Origin of the sequence: Saccharopolyspora montiporae (assembly GCF_015209505.1) — a bacterium.
GTDB classification, from domain to species: Bacteria; Actinomycetota; Actinomycetes; order Mycobacteriales; family Pseudonocardiaceae; genus Saccharopolyspora; species Saccharopolyspora montiporae.
In genome coordinates this window covers 85,064-107,120 of sequence record NZ_JADEYC010000023.1, presented here as the reverse complement: position 1 = coordinate 107,120, position 22,057 = coordinate 85,064, and the positions used below count along the sequence as shown (strand labels likewise).

At 72.9% G+C, this 22,057-nt stretch carries 17 protein-coding genes; 10 read left to right on the top strand and 7 right to left on the bottom strand.

Annotated elements, in window-relative coordinates; all coding sequences use genetic code 11:
* Window positions 1-61: 61 nt before the first annotated feature.
* Window positions 62-583 (bottom strand): general stress protein, encoded by a 522-nt coding sequence (locus IQ251_RS14720; RefSeq protein WP_193929141.1) that lies wholly within the window; start codon window positions 581-583, stop codon window positions 62-64.
* 124 nt (window positions 584-707) lie between these two features.
* Window positions 708-1,916, bottom strand: coding sequence for an MFS transporter (locus IQ251_RS14715; RefSeq protein ID WP_370591413.1), 1,209 nt, complete (start codon window positions 1,914-1,916; stop codon window positions 708-710).
* Between the two features lie 237 nt (window positions 1,917-2,153).
* Between IQ251_RS14715 and IQ251_RS14710 the strand changes: the two genes are divergently transcribed.
* From IQ251_RS14710 to narI, 4 genes are read left to right on the top strand one after another with little or no spacing between them, the layout of a single operon-like run.
* The gene (locus IQ251_RS14710) at window positions 2,154-5,840 is read left to right on the top strand and encodes a nitrate reductase subunit alpha (RefSeq protein ID WP_193929140.1); all 3,687 of its coding nucleotides are present in this window, start codon (window positions 2,154-2,156) and stop codon (window positions 5,838-5,840) included.
* Window positions 5,840-7,492, top strand: coding sequence for a nitrate reductase subunit beta (gene narH, locus IQ251_RS14705; protein ID WP_193929139.1), 1,653 nt, complete (start codon window positions 5,840-5,842; stop codon window positions 7,490-7,492). Before IQ251_RS14710 ends, narH begins: the two co-directional genes overlap by 1 nt.
* The gene (gene narJ / locus IQ251_RS14700; RefSeq protein WP_370591412.1) at window positions 7,489-8,130 is read left to right on the top strand and encodes a nitrate reductase molybdenum cofactor assembly chaperone; all 642 of its coding nucleotides are present in this window, start codon (window positions 7,489-7,491) and stop codon (window positions 8,128-8,130) included. Before narH ends, narJ begins: the two co-directional genes overlap by 4 nt.
* Complete coding sequence (narI, locus tag IQ251_RS14695) at window positions 8,127-8,906, top strand: respiratory nitrate reductase subunit gamma (protein WP_193929138.1); 780 nt, start codon at window positions 8,127-8,129, stop codon at window positions 8,904-8,906. The genes narJ and narI overlap by 4 nt, the downstream gene beginning before the upstream one ends.
* Window positions 8,907-8,910: 4 nt before the next feature.
* On the opposite strand, the gene IQ251_RS14690 is transcribed toward narI, so the two are convergent.
* Both IQ251_RS14690 and IQ251_RS14685 read right to left on the bottom strand, forming a co-directional pair.
* Window positions 8,911-12,402: a patatin-like protein gene (locus IQ251_RS14690; protein WP_370591411.1), complete on the bottom strand. Its 3,492-nt coding sequence runs from the start codon at window positions 12,400-12,402 to the stop codon at window positions 8,911-8,913.
* A 102-nt stretch (window positions 12,403-12,504) separates the two neighbouring features.
* Window positions 12,505-13,461: an HpcH/HpaI aldolase/citrate lyase family protein gene (locus tag IQ251_RS14685; RefSeq protein ID WP_193929171.1), complete on the bottom strand. Its 957-nt coding sequence runs from the start codon at window positions 13,459-13,461 to the stop codon at window positions 12,505-12,507.
* Window positions 13,462-13,591: 130 nt separating this feature from the next.
* Between IQ251_RS14685 and IQ251_RS14680 the strand changes: the two genes are divergently transcribed.
* Together IQ251_RS14680 and IQ251_RS14675 are read left to right on the top strand one after the other, a co-directional pair.
* Entirely contained in the window at window positions 13,592-14,872 is a 1,281-nt protein-coding gene (locus IQ251_RS14680) for a magnesium transporter MgtE N-terminal domain-containing protein (RefSeq protein WP_193929137.1), read from the top strand.
* 14 nt (window positions 14,873-14,886) lie between these two features.
* Entirely contained in the window at window positions 14,887-15,375 is a 489-nt protein-coding gene (locus IQ251_RS14675; RefSeq protein ID WP_193929136.1) for a DUF1003 domain-containing protein, read from the top strand.
* A gap of 7 nt (window positions 15,376-15,382) precedes the next feature.
* Here the strand turns inward: IQ251_RS14675 and IQ251_RS14670 are convergent, their stop codons facing one another.
* Window positions 15,383-15,781, bottom strand: coding sequence for an NUDIX hydrolase (locus IQ251_RS14670; RefSeq protein WP_370591410.1), 399 nt, complete (start codon window positions 15,779-15,781; stop codon window positions 15,383-15,385).
* Between the two features lie 4 nt (window positions 15,782-15,785).
* A complete protein-coding gene (locus IQ251_RS14665) occupies window positions 15,786-16,274 on the bottom strand; it encodes a MarR family winged helix-turn-helix transcriptional regulator (RefSeq protein WP_193929134.1) in 489 nt (162 codons plus the stop codon).
* 185 nt (window positions 16,275-16,459) lie between these two features.
* Here IQ251_RS14665 and IQ251_RS14660 point away from each other — a divergent pair, with 185 nt between their 5' ends.
* Complete coding sequence (locus tag IQ251_RS14660; RefSeq protein ID WP_193929133.1) at window positions 16,460-17,599, top strand: Mrp/NBP35 family ATP-binding protein; 1,140 nt, start codon at window positions 16,460-16,462, stop codon at window positions 17,597-17,599.
* Between the two features lie 121 nt (window positions 17,600-17,720).
* Here IQ251_RS14660 and IQ251_RS14655 read toward each other — a convergent pair whose 3' ends face one another.
* Complete coding sequence (locus tag IQ251_RS14655; protein ID WP_193929132.1) at window positions 17,721-18,323, bottom strand: O-methyltransferase; 603 nt, start codon at window positions 18,321-18,323, stop codon at window positions 17,721-17,723.
* Window positions 18,324-18,702: 379 nt separating this feature from the next.
* Here IQ251_RS14655 and sigE point away from each other — a divergent pair, with 379 nt between their 5' ends.
* From sigE to IQ251_RS14640, 3 genes are all read left to right on the top strand, one after another.
* Complete coding sequence (gene sigE / locus IQ251_RS14650) at window positions 18,703-19,314, top strand: RNA polymerase sigma factor SigE (protein WP_228046922.1); 612 nt, start codon at window positions 18,703-18,705, stop codon at window positions 19,312-19,314.
* A complete protein-coding gene (locus IQ251_RS14645; RefSeq protein ID WP_193929131.1) occupies window positions 19,311-20,159 on the top strand; it encodes a zf-HC2 domain-containing protein in 849 nt (282 codons plus the stop codon). Before sigE ends, IQ251_RS14645 begins: the two co-directional genes overlap by 4 nt.
* 173 nt (window positions 20,160-20,332) lie before the next feature.
* Window positions 20,333-22,006 (top strand): trypsin-like peptidase domain-containing protein, encoded by a 1,674-nt coding sequence (locus IQ251_RS14640; protein ID WP_193929130.1) that lies wholly within the window; start codon window positions 20,333-20,335, stop codon window positions 22,004-22,006.
* The last annotated feature ends 51 nt before the right edge of the window (window positions 22,007-22,057 follow it).

The following is a 22,057-nucleotide window of genomic DNA, read 5'->3' as shown; positions in this document are numbered from 1 at the left end:
GGTGTACCCCGGGCAAGGGGTTGGGGCGCCGTCGTTGCCGAGCCGTGAGCCGCCGCGGGGGTCAGCCCGCGTTCGGCGGGCGCATGGCGAGCTTGGCCAGCATGTCCCGGCCCTGCTCGGCGTTGCGCGGTTGGGACAGCACGTCGTAGCGACCGGCGACCAGCTGGCTGGCCGAGGAGAAGTCCCGGCGCCCGCGGGTGAAGTAGTAGGCCATCCCGGCGAAGACGAGACCGAAGAAGACACCGGTGATCAGGCCGACCAGCAGCGGGCCGAGCAGGTTTTCCTGCTCGCCGAACACGCCGAGGATCAGCCCCACGAACACGCCGAACCACGCCCCGGACGCGGCCCCGCCGCCGAGCACGCGGGCCCAGGTCAGCCGGCCGGTCACCCGCTCGACGAGCATCAGGTCCACGCCCACGATGGTCACTTCCTGCACCGGGAAGTCGTTGTCCGCGAGGTGGTCCACCGCGCGCTGGGCTTCCTCGTAGGTGCTGTAGGACCCGATCGGCCATCCCGTCGGCGGCGTGGGCAGGTTGGGTGTACCCGGCGTCTGCCGGCCGGAGCCGGTGAACGGATTGGACACCGTCGACACCTCCGTTGATCGCTGCGGACGCGGTGCCGGGATCGCCCCGGACCGATTCATGCCCGATGTCTCTTGCCAAGTCCAGGTTACCGCGCCCGCAGCGCGCCGAGATCACGTCGGTCGGTCAGCCCGCCGCCTCCCGGCGCACGGCGGTGAACGTGAGGACCGCGCAGCCCAGCGCCGCGGCGGCCAGCAGGACGAACCCCCAGCCGTAGTCGTGCTGCATGCCGTAGATCGCCCCCATCACCAGCGGCGGGAAGAACCCGCCGAGACCACCGGCCGCACCCACCAACCCGGTCACCGCCCCCACCTCCTCGGCCGGGGCGAGCCGGGCCACCAGGGCGAACACCGCGCCGGAGCCCGCGCCGAGCACGATGCCCAGCCCCAGGAACGCGATCGTGCCCATCGGCATCAGCGGGAACTGGAACGCGGCCAGCCCGGCGAACAGGAAGGCCAGCCCGCACAGCACGCCCAGCACGTCGGCGGGATGGATCCTGTCGCAGAGCCAGCCGCCGACCGGCCGGGCGATCACCGCGACGACCACGAACCCGGCGGTGCGCGCGGCGGCGTCCCCGGCGGCGAGCTCGTAGGCGGTCTTGAGGTAGGTCGGCAGGTACACGCTGAACGCCACGAACCCGCCGAACATCAGTGCGTAGAGCACGGACAGCTGCCAGGTGGCCGCCAGGCGCAGCGTCTCGACGGTGCGGGCGAACGCCCCGGCCCCGGGCGGGGTCTTGTCCGGCGGTTCGCGCAGCAGCGTCCAGGACAGCCCGGCCACGACCAGCAGCGCCAGCGAGACGAGCAGGAACGGCGCCATCCCGCCGAGCCCGTTGATCAGCGGCAGCGTGGTGAAGGTGGCCACCGCGGTGCCGACGGTGCCCACGCCGAACAGCCCGAGCGCGGTACCCCGCCGATCGGGCGGGAACCAGGCGTTCACCGCGGGCACGCCGACCGCGAAGGTCGTGCCGCCCAGCCCGAGCAGCACGCCGCCGATCATGAGCACCGCCAGCGAGTTCGGGAACAACCCGACCAGCAGCACCGGCACGATCGTGAGCACGCTCAGCGCGGTGAACATGGTGCGCGCGCCGTAGCGGTCGGTCAGCGAGCCCGCCGGGATGCGGCCGAGCGAGCCGATGATCACCGGCAGCGCCACCAGCAGGGCCTGGGTGAACGGCGCCAGCCCGAGCCGCTGGCCGATGCCCGGGGCGAGTGGGGCGAGCAGGTTCCACGCCCAGAAGTTGACCAGGAAGCCGGTCATCGACACCGCCAGCACGGTCCACGCCTGGGGCGGGACGTGCGATGCGGTCCGCTCGGGAGCCGTGCTCTGCGCCACCGCGACCACCTCAGTCCTCGCGCCGCCACCGGATGCGGGCTCGTGCCGCCGTCGGCGGCGGTTGCCGAGTTGCGTACCGGGCCGTGCGGCCCAATCGTCGAGTGTGGGTGCGGCGAACCGGGGGTGCGACTCGGAAGCGCAACCTCACCCGAGTCGCCGAAATCCGCCGAGCACGCCCGACTCCGCGCGCACCACCGGGAGCGGGTCCGACCCGCGAGAGCACTGAGGAGCCCGGCGATGGCCGACCGATCGGACGCGGGGATCGACGGACCCGTGGCGGACCTGCTGCTGCGTACCCGCAAGCTGCTGGCACCGGACGGGGTTTCGCCCGACCTGCGGACCATCACCCGCGTCGGCGGGCGCGAGGGCGACGTCTTCTACCGGGACCGGTGGAGCCACGACAAGGTGGTCCGGTCCACGCACGGGGTCAACTGCACCGGCTCGTGCTCGTGGAAGGTCTACGTCAAAGACGGGATCATCACCTGGGAGGCGCAGCAGACGGACTACCCGTCGGTGGGTCCGGACTCGCCGGAGTACGAACCGCGCGGCTGCCCCCGCGGGGCGGCGTTCTCCTGGTACACCTACTCACCCACCCGGTTGCGCTACCCGTACGTGCGCGGCGAGCTGCTGCAGATGTACCGCGAAGCGCGGCTGGCCACCGGGGACCCGGTCGCGGCGTGGCGGTCCATCGTGGACGACCCGGAGCGGCGGCGGCGCTACCAGCGGGCGCGCGGCATGGGCGGTCTGGTGCGCGCGTCCTGGGACGAGGCGGTGGAGCTGGTGGCCGCCGCGCACGTGCACACCATCCAGCGCTGGGGCCCGGACCGGATCGCGGGGTTCTCGCCGATCCCGGCCATGTCCATGGTCTCGCACGCGGCCGGATCGCGGTTCCTGTCCCTGCTGGGCGGCACGATGCTGTCCTTCTACGACTGGTACGCCGATCTGCCGGTGGCCTCGCCGCAGGTGTTCGGCGACCAGACCGACGTCCCGGAATCCGCGGACTGGTGGAACGCGTCCTACCTGATGATGTGGGGCTCCAACGTTCCGGTCACCCGCACGCCGGACGCGCACTTCATGACCGAGGCGCGCTACCGCGGGCAGAAGGTCGTCGTGGTGGCACCGGACTACGCGGACAACGTCAAGTTCGCGGACACCTGGCTGGCGCCGAACCCGGGGACCGACGGGGCGATGGCGATGGCGATGGGCCACGTCGTGCTGCGCGACTTCTTCGTGCAGCGCCAGGCGCCGGCCTTCGCCGACTACGTGCGCCGCTACACCGATCTGCCGTTCCTGGTGACGCTGCGCGACCGCGGGCAGGGCATGGTGGCGGACAAGTTCCTCACCGCCGCCGACCTCGGCGAGCAGGGCACCGGGCAGCACGACCGGTTCAAGCCGGTGCTGCTGGACGAGCGCACCGGGAAGCCGCACGTGCCGGGCGGCAGCCTCGGTTTCCGGTTCGACGAGCGCAGCGCCGGGAACTGGAACCTCGATCTCGGGGACGTGCGCCCGCAGCTGGGCCTGCTCGACCACCCCGATGCGCAGGCCGTGCCGGTGCGGCTGCCGCGCTTCGACGATCCGGCCGACCCGGCCGCGGCGCTGGACCGGGGCGTGCCCGCGGTGCGCGTCGGCGAGCAGCTGGTCACCACGGTCTACGACCTGGTGCTGGCCAACTACGGGGTGGCCCGGCCCGGCCTGCCCGGGCAGTGGCCCGCCGGCCCGGACGACCCGGAGCCGCACACGCCGGCCTGGCAGGAGCCGATCACCGGGGTCCCCGCGGATCGCGTCGCCGCCGTCGCCCGCGAATTCGCCCGCAACGCGGAGGAATCCGGCGGCCGGTCGATGATCCTGATGGGCGCGGGCACCAACCACTGGTTCCACTCGGACACGATCTACCGCGCGTTCCTGGCGCTGGTGACGCTGACCGGCTGCCAGGGCGTCAACGGCGGCGGGTGGGCGCACTACGTCGGGCAGGAGAAGTGCCGCCCGGTCACCGGGTGGGCGCAGCTGGCCGGGGCGCTGGACTGGTCGCGCCCGCCGCGGCAGATGATCGGCACCGCGTTCTGGTACCTGGCCACCGACCAGTGGCGCTACGACGCGGTCGGCACCGACGCGCTGGTGCACCCGCTCGGCCCGGGGGCGCTGCGCGGGCGGGCGATGGCCGACTGCGTGGCGCAGTCGGCGCGGCTGGGCTGGATGCCGTCCTACCCGACGTTCGACCGCAACCCGCTGGACCTGGTCGACGAGGCCCGCGCGGCGGGCGCCGACCCTGCCGAGCACGCGGTGGACGAGCTGCGCTCCGGGCGGATGCGGTTCGCGTGCACCGATCCGGACGATCCGCAGAACTGGCCGCGGGTCGTGACCGTGTGGCGGGCGAACCTGCTGGGTTCCTCGGCCAAGGGCAACGAGTACTTCCTCAAGCACCTGCTGGGCACCGATGCCTCGCTGCGCGCGTCCGAGGCAGCGCCGGACCAGCGGCCGCACGACGTGCGCTGGCACCCGCAGGCACCGGAGGGCAAGCTCGACCTGCTGCTGTCGCTGGACTTCCGGATGACCAGCACCGGCCTGTTCAGCGATGTCGTGCTTCCCGCGGCGACCTGGTACGAGAAGCACGACCTGTCCTCCACCGACATGCACCCGTTCGTGCACGCCTTCACCCCGGCGATCGCCCCGCCGTGGGAGACGCGCAGCGATTTCGACGCGTTCCACACCATCGCCCGCCGGTTCAGCGACCTGGCCGCGCAGCACCTGGGCACCCGGGAGGACCTGGTCGCCGCCCCGCTCACGCACGACACCCCGGACGAGCTCGCGACCCCGGGCGGGGCGGTGCTGGACTGGGCCCGCGCCGAGGTGGAGCCGATCCCCGGGCAGACGATGCCGAAATTGCAGGTGGTGGAGCGCGACTACGCGGCGGTGGCCGACAAGATGGCCGCGCTCGGTCCGCTGGTGGAACGGCTCGGCGTCGCGAACAAGGGCTGGTCGGCGGTGCCCGACCAGGAGGTGCAGCTGCTGGCGCGCAGCAACGGCACGGTCCGCGGCGGCGTCGCCGACGGCAGGCCCTCGCTCGCGCGCGACGTGCACGCCTGCGAGGCGGTGCTGGCGCTGTCCGGCACCACCAACGGGCGCATCGCGGTCGCCGGTTTCCGCGACCTGGAGAAGCGCACCGGGGTGCAGCTCGCCGATCTGGCCGCCGACAACGAGGGCACCCGGATCACCTTCGCCGACACCCAGGCGCGCCCGGTGCCGGTGCTGACCTCCCCGGAGTGGAGCGGCAGCGAGCACGGCGGCCGGCGGTACACGGCGTTCGTGGTCAACGTGGAGCGGCTCAAGCCGTGGCACACGCTCACCGGCAGACAGCACTTCTACCTGGACCACGACTGGATGCAGGAGCTCGGCGAGGGATTGGCCGTGTACCGGCCTCCGCTGAACATCCACCACCTGTTCGGCGAACCGGACGACCCGGCGGGCGCGGAGATCTCGGTGCGCTACCTGACCCCGCACTCGAAGTGGTCCATCCACTCCGAGTACCAGGACAACCTGCTCATGCTCGCGCTGTCCCGCGGCGGCCCGACGCTGTGGCTCAGTCCCGGCGACGCGGAGCGGATCGGCGTGGCCGACAACGACTGGATGGAAGCGGTCAACCGCAACGGCGTGCTCGTGGCGCGCGCCGTGGTGTCCAGCAAGATGCCGGACGGCACGGTCTACGTCTACCACGCCAAGGACCGGGTGGTGGACGTGCCGATCGCCGAAACCTCGGGCAAACGCGGGGGAATGCACAACTCGCTGACCCGGCTGCTGCTCAAGCCCACCCATCTCGTCGGCGGCTACGGCCAGTTGTCCTTCGCGTTCAACTACCTCGGCCCGACGGGCAACCAGCGCGACGAAGTCACCGTCATCCGCCGCCGCAGCCAGGAGGTGCAGTACTGATGCGCGTGATGGCCCAGCTCGCCATGGTGATGAACCTGGACAAGTGCATCGGGTGCCACACCTGCTCGGTCACCTGCAAGCAGGCGTGGACCAACCGGGCCGGTGTGGAGTACGTCTGGTTCAACAACGTGGAAACCCGTCCCGGACAAGGGTATCCGCGCACCTACGAGGACCAGGACACCTGGCGCGGCGGCTGGAGGCGCACCCGCCGCGGACGGCTCAAGCTGCGCAGCGGCGGCCGGTTCAAGCGACTGCTGTCGCTGTTCGCCAACCCGAAGCTGCCCGGCATCGACGACTACTACGAGCCCTGGACCTACGACTACGACAACCTCATCTCCGCGCCGCTCGGCGACGATCCGCCGGTGGCGCAGCCGCGCTCGCTGATCTCCGGGGAACCCACCAAGATCACCTGGAGCGCGAACTGGGACGACGCGCTGGCCGGTGCGCCGGAACTCACGAAGCAGGACCCGATGCTGCAGCAGATCTCGGCGGACGTGAAGCAGTCCTTCGAGGAGACGTTCATGTTCTTCCTGCCGCGGATCTGCGAGCACTGCCTGAACCCCTCGTGCGTGGCGTCCTGCCCTTCCGGCGCGATGTACAAGCGGTCCGAGGACGGCATCGTGCTCGTCGACCAGGACCAGTGCCGCGGCTGGCGGATGTGCGTGACCGGCTGCCCGTACAAGAAGGTCTACTTCAACCACCGCACGGGCAAGGCCGAGAAGTGCACCCTGTGCTACCCGCGGATGGAGGCCGGGCTGCCGACGGTGTGTTCGGAGACCTGCGTGGGCAGGCTGCGCTACCTCGGCGTGGTACTCTACGACGCCGACCGGGTGCTGGAAGCCGCCTCGGTCGCCGACGAGCACGAGCTCTACCCGGCCCAGCTGGAAGTGCTGCTGGACCCGAACGACCCGGAGGTCGTCGACGCCGCGCAGCGCGCCGACATCCCGCGAGACTGGATCGAGGCCGCGCAGCGCTCGCCGATCCACGCGCTGATCAAGGAGCACCGGGTGGCTCTGCCGCTGCATCCGGAATACCGCACCATGCCGATGGTCTGGTACATCCCGCCGCTGTCCCCGGTGGTGGACAAGCTCGCCGAGACCGGGCACGACGGCGAGGACGCGGACAACCTGTTCGGCGCCATCGACTCGCTGCGCATCCCGGTGGAATACCTCGCCGAGCTGTTCACCGCGGGCGATGTCGAGCCGGTGCAGCGGTCGCTGCGCAAGCTCGCCGCGATGCGCTCCTACATGCGCGACATCAACCTGGACCGCCCTCCGGACCCGGCCATCCCGGCCTCGGTGGGCATGGATGCCGACCAGATGCAGCGCATGTACCGGCTGCTGGCGCTGGCCAAGTACGAGGAGCGCTACGTCATCCCGCAGGCGCACGCCGAACTCGCCGAGCAGCTCGACGAACCGCGCTGCTCGCTGGACTACGAGGGCGGGCCGGGCATGTACGCCTCCGGGCCGCTCGGCGAGGCGTCCGGCGAGCAGGTCCCGGTGTCGGTGGAGAACTTCCACCTGCTCAAGCAGCGGCAGAACTCGTCCACGTTCACCGCGGCGGACGGCACCGAGCGGGTCAACCTGCTCAACTGGGACGGCCGCGGCACGCCGGAAGGGCTGTTCCCGGAACGGCACGGAGGCACCGAGTGAGCACCGACCGGGACATCGCGCTGACCCACCGCATCGCGGCCCTGCTGCTGGACTACCCGGACGCGGCGCTGCGCGAGCGGCTCCCGCAGCTGTCCGCGGCCGCCGCCGAACTGCCGGACCGGCTGGGCGCCGGGCCGCGCGCGGTGGCCGAGCGGCTGGCCGCGACCGACCCGCTGGTCGCGCAGCAGCACTACGTGGCGACCTTCGACCTGCGGCGGCGCTGCTGCCCGTACCTGAGCTACTGGACCGCCGGCGACACCCGCAACCGCGGGCGGGCGCTGCTGGAGTTCCAGCATGTCTACCGGGAGGCCGGGATCGAGCCGCCGGAGTCGGAGCTGCCGGACCACCTCGCGGTGGTGCTGGAGTTCGCGGCCACCGCCGACCAGCGCCGCGGCACGGCGCTGCTGATCAACCACCACGCGGCGCTGGAACTGCTGGCGTCCGCGCTGCGCGACCAGGGCACGGACTACGCGCGGATCGTGGAGGCCGTGCTGGCCACGCTGCCCGCGCCGACGGCCGAAACCCTGCGCCGCGCCCGCAGCATCGCCGCCGCGGGACCGGCGCAGGAATCCGTCGGACTGGACGGCGCACCTCCGTACGGCGGTGCGGCCTCGGACGAGGTGGGAGCACGCCGATGAGCACCTGGGACGTCCTGCTGTGGGGAGCGCTGCCCTACGTCGCGGTGGCCGCGCTCGTGGTCGGCTCCGCCTGGCGGTTCCGCTACGACCGGTTCGGTTGGACGACGCGCTCCTCCGAGCTCTACGAATCCCGCATGCTGCGCGTCGCCAGCCCGCTGTTCCACTTCGGACTGCTGGTGGTGATCATCGGACACGGCGCGGGACTGGTGATCCCGGAATCGTGGACGGCCGCGCTCGGCGTCACCGAGTCGATGTACCACGTCGCGGCGGTCGGGATGGGCGCCGTGGCCGGCATCTGCACGCTGACCGGGGCCGCGTTGCTGATCTACCGGCGGCGCACCAGCGGCCCGGTCTTCTCGGCCACCACCGTCAACGACAAGGTCATGTACCTGGTGCTGGTGGGCGCGCTGCTGCTCGGCCTGTTGGCCACCGTGCTGGCAAACGGCATCGGGGACACCTACAACTACCGGCAGACGATCTCGCCGTGGTTCCGCAGCCTGTTCGTCCTGCAGCCGCGGGTGGACCTGATGGTGGACGTGCCGGTGGTGTTCAAGGTGCACATCGTCGTGGGGCTGCTGCTGTTCGCGCTGGTGCCGTTCACCAGGCTGGTGCACGCGCTGAGCGGATTCGCCACCGTGCGCTACCTGTTCCGGCCCTACATCGTCTACCGCAGCAAGCCGGCGCAGCAGCGCAGGCGGCGCGGCTGGGAACCGGTCGGCGTGCCCCGGCAGCGCCGCGGCAAGCACGACGCGCGCCAGCCGCTGCGCCGGAAGTGACCGCTCAGCCGCGTCGTCCGCGCGGCCGGGGCGGCAGCACGTCGACCGCGGTCAGCAGGGCGGTCTGCAGGCAGGCGGTGAGCAGCGCGGCGACCCCGATCCAGCCGGTGGCCGCGCCGAGCACCTCGGCCGGCCAGGACAGCAGTCCCGCGTCGGCAGCCCCCAGCACCGCTGCGAAGACCACCCCGGTCAGCGCGCTCGCCGCCAGGCGGGTGCCCGTGCGCCAGGCCGTCGCCGCCGACCAGGTCAGCAGCACGGCGATCCCGACCACCAGCGGCGGACCGAGCCGCCATCCGGTCAGGGCCAGGGCATATCCCGCCGAGAGCAGCACCAGCGCGACGGCCAGCGCCGGGATCCACCGGCGCAGCCCGCTGCCGGCGCCGCGAGCCAGCCGCGCGCCCAGCCACACCGCGCAGCACACGGCGAGGACCGCCGCCAGCGCGCCGCCGAGACCGCCCGGCCAGCCGGAGAAGTCGAACAGCACCCGGGCCTGCACCCCGTCGGGCTGCGCGGGCGGCATCGAGGCCCAGGCCTCGGCAGCGGCTCCGGGAGCGAAGAACATCGTGTGCAGGCCCAGCTTCCCGGCCCCGGCGAACGCGGCCGTCCCGGCTGCCGCGAGTCCCAGCACCGCGGCCCGCGTCGGGGCCGCGACGGCGAACGCCAGCAGCAGCGCCAGCGGCTTCGCCACCACCAGCGCCGCGCGGCCGAGCAGCGGGAGCAGTCCGCGGCCGGTGGGACGGGCGGCGCGGTAGCCGACCAGCCCGAGCCGGGTGGCCAGTCCGAGCGCCCGCCGCTCCCCGAGATCGCCGAACCGCTGCGCACCCACGTCGTAGGCGCGCACCTGCTCGGCGACCTGCTCCGGGGCCGGTGCCTCCGCGGCGGCCGCGTCCCCGGCCTGCGGATCGGCGCCCGGCGACACCTGCGCCACGTACGGGATCTCGGCGGCCGCGATCGTCCACTGCAGACGCTCGGTGAGCATCCGGCGCGTGGCGGTCAGCGGGTGCTCGTCCTCCGGTGCGGCGAACAGCCCGTCCAGCTCGGCGCGCACCTCACCCGCGTATCGCGACCACAGCTCGGCCAGGAAGGTGCGCCACTGCCGGAGCCGCTGCTCGTCGAGTCCGCCCAGCTCCGCGGTGCTCGGCCGGCACACCACCGCCTGCAGCTCGTCGCCGAGCTCATCGGCACCGGCGTGCCGCTGCACCCACCGCTGCCCGTCGGCCAACAGCTCCACCAGCCCGGCGGCCGCGTCCAGCCGCCCCCACATCCAGTCGTTGGCACGCCACTTCGCGGACAGGAACGCCCCGAAGTTGCCCAGATCGCTGCCGCGCACCTTGTCCTCGATGCGCAGCCGGTCGTCGGCGCCGCGCAGCGCGGTGAACGGCAGCGGGCTCTGCTCATCGCTGACCACCCGCAACAGGTCGATCCGGGAACCCGGCGCACGTCCCACGTCCAGCGGCGCGGTCAGCACCACGAGCCTGCGCAGCACCTCGCCGCGCCGCCCGGTCCGCTCCAGCAGCCAGAAACCGACCTGCTCCGGCTGCGCGATGTCCGCGCGATGCGGGGCTGCCCGCGCCAGCCGGTCCGCGACCCGGTGCAGCTCGGTGCGGGCCAGCGCGATCGCGTCCACCCCGTCCGCGTGCGGAACGGCATCGGCGCCGGAGGATTCCACCATCGAGGACAGCTCGGCGGTGAATCCGCCCAGCGCCTCCTGGAACCGGTGCTCGTCGTCGACCGCGGCCAGCACCTCGCCCAGCAGCGGGCCGATCGGGCTCGGCAGAGCGTGCTGCAGCCGGTCGCGGCGCAGCAGCACCCGCTGCACCCAGGCGCCCAGTTCGGCCGGCTCGACGATCGGTTCCAGCCGCGCTCCGCCGGTCCAGTAGGCGTCCGCACAGCCCTCGATCACCTCGCCCAAGGTGCGCAGCCGGTACAGCGCAGCCTTGCAAGCGCCGAGCTCGCCGCGATCGGCGCTGCCCTCGACGTCCCAAGCCCACCACAGGCATTCCTGCACCGCGGAGAGGAATCCGCGCACGTCGTCGAAGACGTGCGGGCCCGCGCTGCGCGCGAACTCCTCGGACAGCCGCTGCTCCAGCAGCGTCCGGGCCCGCGGCGACCACCCCGCCAGCGGATCGCCCTCCACCGGGCCGAGCAGCTGCCCGTCCCCGTTGGCCGCGGGTTCGGTCAGCAGCCGGTGCACCGCCTGGGCGTCGAGTTCGGCGCGCACCACCGCGTTGTCCTGCTCCGAGGCGGCGGCCTGGCGACCCAGCAGGTTCTCCCGGTCGGCCTCGGCGGCCGCGTGCAGCGGGGCGAACAGCGAGCGGCGGCGCAGACCGCTGCGCTCCACGACCCGGTTGTGCTCGACGAGGGCGTCGATGTCGTCGAGCAGCGATTCCTGCGACATCCGGGCCTGCACCGCGGTGCCGGTCACCGGTAGGGCCCGTCCGGGCTTGCGCTGGTCGCGGGAGACCGCCGGATCCGGGTTCAGGTACAGCAGCCACCGCCGGGTGGGCCGGTCGGCGGGTGCCCCGCCGATCGCGCGGACCGCGGCCTCGACGGGGATGTTGTCCAGCACGCCGCCGTCGATCACCCGGAAGTCCGGCGGCTTCCCCTCGGGGGCGGTCTCGGAGAAGATCCCGGTCATGTCCGGTTCGCCCGCCCGCACCGCCCGGTGCGCGGAGTGCACCCGCGCGGGTTCGAACGCGAACGGGTAGGAGGAGGTGCTGCGCGCCGCGTGCGCGAGGCGCAGCACGGATTCCGCGAACCGCTCCCCGTCGCCGAAGTCGGACAGCACGTGCCCGGCGCGACCGCGGTGCCGGAACCGGAACAGGGCCTTGCGCCGCTGCTGCACCATGCGCCCCGCGCGGGCGTCGAACCGCTGCTCCAACAGCGGATCCAGCAGGGTCGCGGTCAGCAGCAGCTCGATGCGCCGGTCCGGCTGCTCGGTGTTGCCCGCGCCGCTGGAGGTGAGCAGCTCGACGAGCTCGCGCCGGAAGTAGTCGTCGCCCTCGAACAGCGACGGCGGGGCGGGCTGCCAGAACCGGGGTATCGGCCGGGACATCGCTTCCACGTCCGCCAACCGGATCCACAGCTCGCGCATCTGCGCGAAGTCGAAGCCGTAGACCATCGACGCGGACAGCAGCGTCGCGTTGAGCCCGCCGGCCGAGGCGCCGGCCAGCACGTCCAGCGCCACCGAGTCGTATCCGGCGAGCCGGGCGAGTTCGGCCCACGGGTGCCGGTCCGGGCGATCCCCGGACTTGCCCGCGGGCACGGCCGCGGCGGGTTGCTCCGCGGACGGCTCCGGTGCGCGGAGGGCGGAGCGCAGCCGGTCCACTTCGGACACCGCGCCGCCGATCCACACCGCCATGCTGGCGCCGCCGCGCATCGCCAGGGCCAGGCGCAGCTCCTGCTCGGTGCCGGGTTCGCGCCCACCGCCCGGATCCGCGCCCCGGTCGCCGGGGCCACCGGCGTCCTCCCGGTCGCTGGGACCTACCGCGCCCACCTCGCGCCCACCTTCCCCGAACGGGTGATCTTCGTCGGGGACGGTACCGCGCGGCGCGGCGGCCGGTGCCGGTTTCCGGGGAACGAGCCGGATTCCGCCCGATCAGCCCTGCGGCGGGGTCCAGCGGTCCGAGCGGCTCATCCCCGCCGCGCGCCCCTTGCCCGCGATGACCAGCGCCATCTTGCGCGACGCCTCGTCGATCATCTCGTCGCCGAGCATCGCCGCACCCCGGGCGCCACCGGCCGCCGAGGTGTGCCAGTCGTAGGCGTCGAGGATGTTCTCCGCGTGGTCGTAGTCCTCCTGGCGCGGGGAGAACAGCTCGTTGACCACCTCGACCTGGGCCGGGTGCAGCACCCACTTGCCGTCGAAGCCCAGCGCGGCCGAGCGCCCGCCGACCGAGCGCAGGCCGTCGGCGTCCTTGATCTGCAGGTACGGCCCGTCGATGGCCTGCACCCCGGCGGCCCGTGCCGCGGTGAGGATGCGCATCAGCGTGTAGTGGTAGGCATCGCCGACGTCGTAGCCGGGCGGCTGGTGCCCGACGACCAGCGAGCGCATGTTGATCGAGGCCATGAAGTCGGCCGGGCCGTAGATGAGCGCTCGCACCCGGGGCGCGGCCGCGATCGCGTCCACCTGCACCAGGCCCGCGGCATCCTCGATCTGCGGCTCGATCCCGATCCCGCCCTGCGGCAGGCCGGTGGCCCGCTCGATCTGGGTCAGCGTCAGATCCAGCCAGCGCACGTGCTCGGGAGTGCTGACCTTGGGCAGGATGATCGAGTCCAGGTTGGCCCCGGCGCCCTCCACGACCTGCACCACATCGCGGTAGGTCCACTCGGTGTCCATCGCGTTGACCCGCACCGAGCGCACCTTGCCGTCCCAGCCGCCGTCGTTGAGCGCGGCCACGACCCGGTCGCGCGCCTCGTCCTTGGCCAGCGGCGCCACCGCGTCCTCCAGGTCGAGGAAGAACTGGTCGACGTCGAGCCCGCGGGCCTTGTCGATCATCTTCTCGCTGGAACCGGGCACCGCCAGGCAACTACGGCGGGAACGCTGACCGTCCACGATCTCCTCCTCGACGAGCGATGATGTGCCGCGTGTTTACCACGCCGCTGCCCCGCCGAGATCGGTTCGGTGCTGCGGCGCACATCGGCGCAGCGCGCGGCGGAGCAGGCCGCAGCCCTCTAACCTGATCACCGTGGCTGCCACGACCAGGGTCTTCGCGGCCCGGATGGCCGGTCTGCCCGTGTTCGGGCCGGACGGCGAGCCGATCGGCCGCGTCCGCGACGTGCTGGCGGCGCTGAGCCCGCGCGGCCGGGCACCGCGGGTGCTCGGGCTGGTGCTGGAGGTCGCGCCCCGACGGCGGATCTTCGTGCCGATGCTGCGGGTGACCCGCATCGATCCGACCGCGGTGACCCTGGCGACCGGCACGGTGAACCTGCGCCGGTTCCATCAGCGCCCGAACGAGCTGCTGGTGCTCGGCCAGCTGCTGGACGCGGAGGTCTCGGTGCTGGACACCGGTACGCGGGCGGTGCTGGTGGACATCGCGCTGGAGCAGACCCGCTCCCGCGACTGGCAGCTGCACAAGGTCGCGGTGCGCGAGCGCACCGGCAGGCTCGGCCGCAAGGGCCGCACCCAGGTGCTGGACTGGGACCGGGTGGCCGCCCCGGCGATCGCCGAACTGGAGTCGCGGCCGCAGGGCGTGCGCAGGCTGCTCGCCGTCTTCGACACCATGCGCGCGGTCGACGTGGCCAGTGCGCTGCACGAGCTCCCGGTCAAGCGGCGCAGGGAGGTGGCCGAAGGCCTCGGGCACGACCGGCTCGCCGAGGTGGTCGCCGAACTGCCCGTCGACGACCGCACGGACCTGCTCGCGCACCTGGCCGACGACCGGGCCGCCCGCGTGCTGGAGTCGATGGACCCGGACGACGCGGCGGACCTGCTCGCCGAGATGCCCGAGGGCGACAAGGAGCGGCTGCTCGGCCTGATGGCGCCGGAGGAGTCCGCACCGGTGCGCAGGCTGCTGGAGTACTCCGCCGACACCGCGGGCGGGCTCATGACCCCGGCACCGGTGGTGGTCACCCCGGACACCACCATCGCCGAGGCGCTCGCGCTGGCCCGCGACCGCGACGTGCCGATCGCCCTGGCCAGCCTGGTGTTCGTCTGCCGGCCGCCCACCGCGACGCCCACCGGGCGCTACCTGGGATGCGCGCACCTGCAGCGGCTGCTCCGCGAACCACCGTCCACCCTGGTCTCCGGCGCGCTGGACACCGATCTGGCCAGCCTGCCGCCGGACGCCTCGCTGGCCGCGGTGAGCCGCTACTTCGCCGCCTACAACCTGGTGTGCGGGCCGGTGCTCGACGACCAGGAGCACCTGCTCGGCGCGATCACCGTGGACGACCTGCTCGACCACCTGCTGCCCGCGGACTGGCGGGAGAGCGGACTGCCCGACCAGGAACGGCGCGATGCCGACGAGGCGTGACGGGAGCCGAGACCATGCCTGAACTGCTGTCCGACCGCAGGCTCGACCAGCCCCGCGCCGCCCGCCGGGTCCCGGTGCGGGTGGACGCCGAGGTCTTCGGCCGGCTCTCCGAACGCGTCGCCCGGTTCCTGGGCACCGGCACGTTCCTGTTCTGGATGACCGTGTTCGTGGTCGGCTGGATCTCGATCAACCTACTCGCGGCGGGCCTGAGCTGGGACCCCTACCCGTTCATCCTGCTCAACCTGGCGTTCTCCACCCAGGCGTCCTACGCGGCACCGCTGATCCTGCTCGCGCAGAACCGGCAGGACGACCGGGACCGGGTCTCGCTGGACGAGGATCGGGCGCGCGCGGCGCAGACCAAGGCCGACACCGACTACCTGGCCCGCGAGCTGGCCGCCCTGCGCCTGGCGATCGGCGAGGTCACCACCCGCGACTACCTGCGCGGCGAACTGGATCGGCTGCGCGCGGACCTGGCCGAGCTCCGCGAGCGCACCGACGGCTGAGCTCCGGTCACGGGTCCAGGTCGGCCAGCAGGTCGACGATCGCCGGGGCGGTCACCGGTTGCGCCAGGTACTCCGCCCGGTCCATCCAGGCCAGCTCGGCGATCTCGGCCGCGGCGCGGGGTTCGGCGTCCGGCGCGCCGCGGTAGCAGGCCAGCGCGACGCGCACGCCCGATCCCTGGCCGACCGCGTCGGTGGTGTAGCGCCCGTAGAAGGCCGGACCGGCCACCCCGGTGCCGAGCTCCTCGCGCACCTCGCGGTGCAGGGCCTGCAGCTCGGTCTCGCCCGGGTCGATCTTGCCACCGGGCAGGTAGAAGGCCTGCTGCCGAACCGCGCGCACCAGCAGCAGCTTCCCCGCCGCGACGTGCACCAGGCCGACCACCGGGATCGGCGCCGTCGTTGAACTCACCCGGTCATGCTTGCGCACGCTGACCGGGCGGTGACGGGACACCCCCGTCCGCGAGGCGCTCGCAGGTGCGCACCATCCCGTCCAGCTCCTCGGCCGCGACGGCCACGAAGTACTGCGCCACCCCGCTGCGGTGGGTCAGCGCCGCCCGGTGCAACCGCTGCCTGCCGCGCTCGGTGATCACCGCCTGCACACCCCGGCCGTCCGAATCGGCGCGCACCCGGTTCACCAGTCCGATCCGCTGCAGCCGGTCGACCAGCCGGGTCACGCCCGAGCGGGACAGCAGCACGGCATCGGCCAGTTCCGTCATCCGCAGCCGGCCTTCCGGCGCCTCGGCCAGCGCTTCCAGCACGTCGAACGCGGCCAGCGTCAGCCGCTGCTCGGCGATCAGATCGCTCTCCAGGCAGCGCGTGACGCGCGCGTGCGCGCGAAGGAAGCTGCGGTAGGCCAGCAGCTCGGCGCGAGTGGGTAATCGCTCCACACCCGTCTCGGTCACGGACGGGAATGTTACGGACTGCGTTCAGCCGACCGCGCAGCGCCCCCGCGCTGTGCTCTGGGCTGCGGCCGCGCACGGGTCCGACGATCGGCGCGTATCGTGCACAGGCCCTGCTCAACACCGGCTACCGAGCCGTAGCATGGGTGCCGGGAGCGCATGCGCAGAAAGGTCGGTGTCAGCTAACCGTGACCAGTACGCAGTCCACGCCCGCAGAAGAGGCCGTCCGGCAGGCCCTCACCAAGGTCGAGGACCCGGAGATCCACAAGCCGATCACCGATCTCGGCATGGTCAAGGACGTGACCATCGGTTCCGGCGGTGAGGTGACCGTCGGGGTCTACCTCACCGTCCAGGGCTGCCCGATGCGCGAGACGATCACCCAGCGGGTGAGTTCCGCGGTGTCCGAGGTGCCCGGCGTCGCGTCCGTCGAGGTCGAACTGGACGTGATGAGCGACGAGCAGCGCACCGAGCTGCGCAAGCAGCTGCGCGGCTCGGCCGAGGAACCGCGCATCCCGTTCGCCGAACCCGGCTCGCTGACCCGCGTCTACTGCGTGGCGTCCGGCAAGGGCGGTGTCGGCAAGTCCAGCGTCACCGTCAACCTGGCCGCCGCGATGGCCAAGCAGGGCGTGTCGGTCGGCGTCGTCGACGCGGACATCTACGGCCACTCCGTGCCGCGGATGCTCGGCGCGGACAGCAAGCCCACCCAGGTGGAGAAGATGATCATGCCGCCGCAGGCGCACGGCGTGAAGCTCATCTCCATCGGGATGTTCACCCCGGGCAACACCCCCGTGGTGTGGCGCGGGCCGATGCTGCACCGCGCGCTGCAGCAGTTCCTCTCCGACGTGTTCTGGGGCGACCTGGACGTGTTGCTGCTGGACCTGCCCCCGGGCACCGGCGACGTCGCGCTGTCCACCGCCCAGTTGATGCCCAACGCGGAGATCCTGGTGGTGACCACCCCGCAGCAGGCGGCCGCCGAGGTCGCCGAGCGGGCCGGGGCGATCGCGATGCAGACGCGCCAGCGGCTGGCCGGGGTCGTGGAGAACATGTCCTGGATGGAGCTGCCGGACGGGCAGCGGATGGACGTGTTCGGCAGCGGCGGCGGGCAGATCGTGTCCGAATCGCTGAGCCGCACGGTCGGTTCCGAGGTCCCGCTGCTGGGCCAGGTCCCGCTGGACCCGCGGCTGCGCGAGACCGGCGACGGCGGAACCCCGCTGGTCCTGGAGGACCCGACCTCCCCGGCGGCCGAGGTGCTCACCGGTGTCGCCGACCGCCTGTCCAACCGCGCCCGCGGCCTGTCCGGCAAGCTGCTGTCGGTCTCCCCGGCATGACGTCCGCCCCCGGACCCGAACCACCGGGTCCGGGGCGCGCGGCACGTCGGCGGGCCCGCCCGGAACGGGCCCTGAAGTCCTTTTCCCGAGCGGCGGCGAGCCGCCTTCGGTAAGACCGGCTCTAGGTCTGCTTGGTGACGGCGAGCAGGCCGCGGCCGACCGGTAGCGCCACCGGCACCAGCGAGGTGTCCTCCTCGACGACGTGGCGCAGCTCCCGCACCGCCAGCGCCGCCGCGGTCCCGTGCTGGGCGGTGAGCTGCAGCCCGCTGAACACGATCACCCCGCCGGGCCGCAGCAGCCGCAACCCGAGTTCGAGGTAGCGCACGTGGTCACCGGCGGGCGTGGCCACCGAGACCAGGTCGTAACCGCCTTCGGTCAGCCGGGGCAGGACCTCGGTGGCCACCCCGGCGATCAACCGGGTGCGCCCGGAGCCGACGCCCTCTTCGCGCAGCGCGGCCCGCACCGCGCGCTGCCGGGTGGCGTCCACGTCGATCGAGGTCAGCACCCCGTCGTCGGCCATCCCGCGCAGCAGCCAGAGCACGCTGTCCGGAGCGCCCGCCCCGACCTCCACGGCAGCCCGGGCGCGCAGCGCGGCCGCGAGGAACCGCAGGACGTGCGGAACCGAGACGGCGAACGGGGCTCGCCCCTGGTCCTGGGCGGGCGAGCGATGCCGCTCCGTATCGCGGCCCGCAGGCCCGGCTCCCACCGGCGTCTCGGGTATCACGGCGAGCAAGGCTAGCGGTGCCCGACTCGCCGGGGATGCCATACGCCAACATCGTTAGGCCCCCGTTTCCGATCATTACGCGAACGGGCGATGACATCCCCTGCACGGAGGTATGGACCGGGGCTCTGGCGACACCGCGTCACCATGCCTGCGCACAGCGCGGGTTCCGGAGCCTCGCCGAACCCGCCGGACAAGCTCTCAGCGTGTTCTCAGCCGGTATTTATGGCCACCTCACCAGCATGGACGAGAGTAGGGACGTCATGAAGGGATCCGTCTCCCGTTTCCGGGAGGCGGCGGCCGGGAACAACTGCGCCCACTCGGACGTTCTGAATGGTGCGACCCGCAGGAGGTGGCTTTTCGCCCGATGGCAACACAGCCGATGAGTGTGACCCGCAGCACCGCAACCGGTGGTACCGGACACGAAGCGGTGCGCGACATCTCCCCCGCCGAGGAGCAGAGCAACTGGACTCCTCCGTCCTGGGACGAGGTCGTGCGCCAGCACGCGGACCGCATCTACCGATTGGCCTACCGGCTGGCGGGGAACAAGCACGACGCCGAGGACCTCACCCAGGAGACGTTCATCCGGGTGTTCCGCAACCTCGCCACGTACAAGCCGGGGACGTTCGAGGGGTGGCTGCACCGGATCACCACCAACCTGTTCCTGGACATGGCGCGCCGCCGCACCCGCCTGCGGATGGAGGGACTGCCGGACGACACGGACCGGCTGCCCAGCAGCGGCCCCAGCCCGGAGCAGGTCTTCCAGGACACCCACCTGGACCCGGACCTGCAGGCCGCACTGGACCAGCTCCCGCCGGAATTCCGCGCCACCGTGGTGCTCTGCGACGTCGAAGGGCTCTCCTACGAGGAGATCGGAGCGACGCTCGGCGTGAAACTGGGTACCGTGCGCAGCAGGATCCACCGCGGCAGGCAGATGCTGAAGGCCGAACTGGAGGCAAGACGAGCCGACACCCAGGAGGTTCGGGCGAAATGACGGTTTTGCGCGGGTGGGGTCTGCCGGAGCAGCACCTCGCGCTGGACGCGATCGTGGCGTTCGTCGACGGAGAACTCGGCGCGCACGCCCATGACCGCGCAGCGGCTCATCTCGCCCGTTGCCCCGCGTGCGCCGCGGATGCCACCGCCCAGCGGCAGGCCCGTGCCGCGGTGCAGGAGGCGCAGGCACCGTCGATCTCCCCCACCCTGCTGCAAGCCCTGCAATCCATCCCGTCCAGCGCGGAGCTGCCCGGCCAGCCCGAGGAGCTCGCGCTCACCGAGGACGGCCGCCTGGTCACCGCGACACCGGGCAGCGGTGCGCAGCGCTTCGGCTCCGGTCCCGTCCTGGGATCGAGCACCCCGCTCGGCGGCGGTCGCCAGCCGCTGGGCAGCGTCGCCCCATTCGGCGACCCCGCAGGTACGGCCCCACCGACCACCGCGGACCGACCCGACGCAGCGGACCGACCCAGTGCGGCAGACCGGCCCAGTGCGGCAGACCAGCGACCGCACGGGCTCAGCCGCCGCACCCGGCAAGGCGCGGGCGTGGTCTTCTCCAGCCTGGTCCTCGGCGCGCTCGCCTTCATCAACCTGCCCACCGACCAGTCGGTCCAGCCCACCAGCACCGATTACCCCGGCGAGTTCTCGGACAGCACCGTGCTGCCCGCCTCCGCGGAGCGCAACCCCGCGCCGAACACCACGGGCGCCGACGATGCGACGAGCAGCGCCTCCCCGGACTCCGCGGCCGACGACGAGATCTCCGTCCCGCACGACCCCCGCGTCGCCGCGCTGCTGCCCGGCACGAGTCCCTCGCTCCCGGGCATCGCCGGCCTCCAGCCGCAGCGCTGACCCCCCCGCGCGTCGACCTCTCCCCCACGTCTCGCGTCGGCCAACGCGGACTTCACCCCCCGTCCGGCAGGATGGGCCCCGATCGGTGGTGACGTCCGGTGCCGGTACCGCGCACCCGGCGTCCATGTGATCCACTCGGATGGACGAGTCGGCGACCACGTGCCCGGGGAGCGATGAACGAGCAGCCAGGAACGCCGGAACGGGGTGGCGACCCCGGCCGACGGCCGCACGACGGCCAGCAGCCCGGGGATCCTGGGCACGACCGGGATCCTGGGCACGAGCCGGATTCTGGGCACGAGCCGGATTCTGGGCGAGAGCGGGCCGCCGGGCAGGACTGGCGCGGCGAGGCGGAGCAGGAGCCGGGCCGGCTGCAACCCCGCCCGCTGGAGCGCCCGGACGTCGACCCCGCGCAGCACGCCGTGTTCGGTCGACCGGACGACGTGACCGGCAGCTTCGACCCCGCGCGCGACCAGGGCGGCGCGGCGCAGCGGAAGGACCGCCTGCAGCAGCAGCCGCCTCCGCCGGAATCACTCGCCCAAGCGTTCAGCCGCTCACCCGAGGACCGGGAACCGCTGCAGCGCGCCCCCGGCGACGCACCCGATGGCCCGCAGTCCGGCGCGGACCAGGTCTTCTGGTCGGCGGAGGGGCGCAGCGGGTGGCGCGATCCGGCAGCGGGCGCGGTCATCGGACCGCCCGCGCTGTCCGAGGCACCGGACGCCGATCCCGATGACCGGCCGCGCGGGCGGCTGCTCAGCGCGCGGGAAGTGCTGTTCGGCAAGCGGGTCCAGCCCCGCGCGCTGGCCGCGCTCGGTGCGGTCGCGGTGCTGGTCGGGCTCGGCGGCGGGTTCATCGGGCGGGTCACCGCCGAGGAGGGGAACCCGCTGGTCAACCCGGACGTGACGCTGTCCGAGGTGCAGCCGGGCGGCGACCGGCCGCAGGGCACCGCCGCCTCGGTCGCCCAGCAGATCGTGCCCGCCGTGGTCTCCGTCGAGGTCCGCATCGGCGGGCAGGGCGGCACCGGTTCCGGTGTGGTCGTCGACGGCGACGGCTACGTGATCACCAACAACCACGTGGTGTCCATGGCGGCCGACACCCCGGACGCCCAGGTCTCCGCGGTGTTCCACGACGGCACCCGGGCTCCGGCCCGCGTGGTGGGACGCGATGTGAAGACCGACCTGGCGGTGATCAAGGTGGACATCGCCAACCCCACCGTGGCCCAGCTGGGCGGCTCGGACGACCTCTCGGTGGGCGATCAGGTGGTCGCGGTCGGGTCTCCGCTGGGCCTGCAGGGCACGGTCACGACCGGGATCATCAGCTCGGTCAACCGGCCGCTGCGGCTGGCCGGGGAGGGCACCGACACGAACGCGGTCATCGATGCCATCCAGACCGACGCGGCGATCAACCCCGGCAACTCGGGCGGCGCGCTGGTGGACGGCAACGGCGCGGTCGTCGGCATCAACAGCGCGATCCGCACGCTCGGTTCCGGCGAGGAGGGCGAGGGCGGGTCGATCGGCCTCGGGTTCGCCATCCCGATCGACGACGCGCGGCGCATCGCCGAGGAGCTGATCCGCACGGGCCAGGCGCAGCACGCCGACCTCGGGGTCAACGCGAAATCGGTCAGTGACGGGCTCGCCGACGGTGCCCAGGTGCAGAACGTGCGGGACGGCAGCGCGGCCGCCGGTGCGGGCATCGCCGAGGGCGATGTGGTCATCAAGGTCGGCGACCGGGACGTGCACAGCGCCGACGAGCTGATCGTCGCCGTGGACCGGCACCGGATCGGCGAGCAGGTGCCGATCACCGTGGTCCGCCAGGGCCGCGAACTGGTGCTGGACGCCACCCTGCGGTGACCCCGCGCACGCGCTCGGGGAAGAACGAGGTTGCTGCCCCACTGCGCGGAG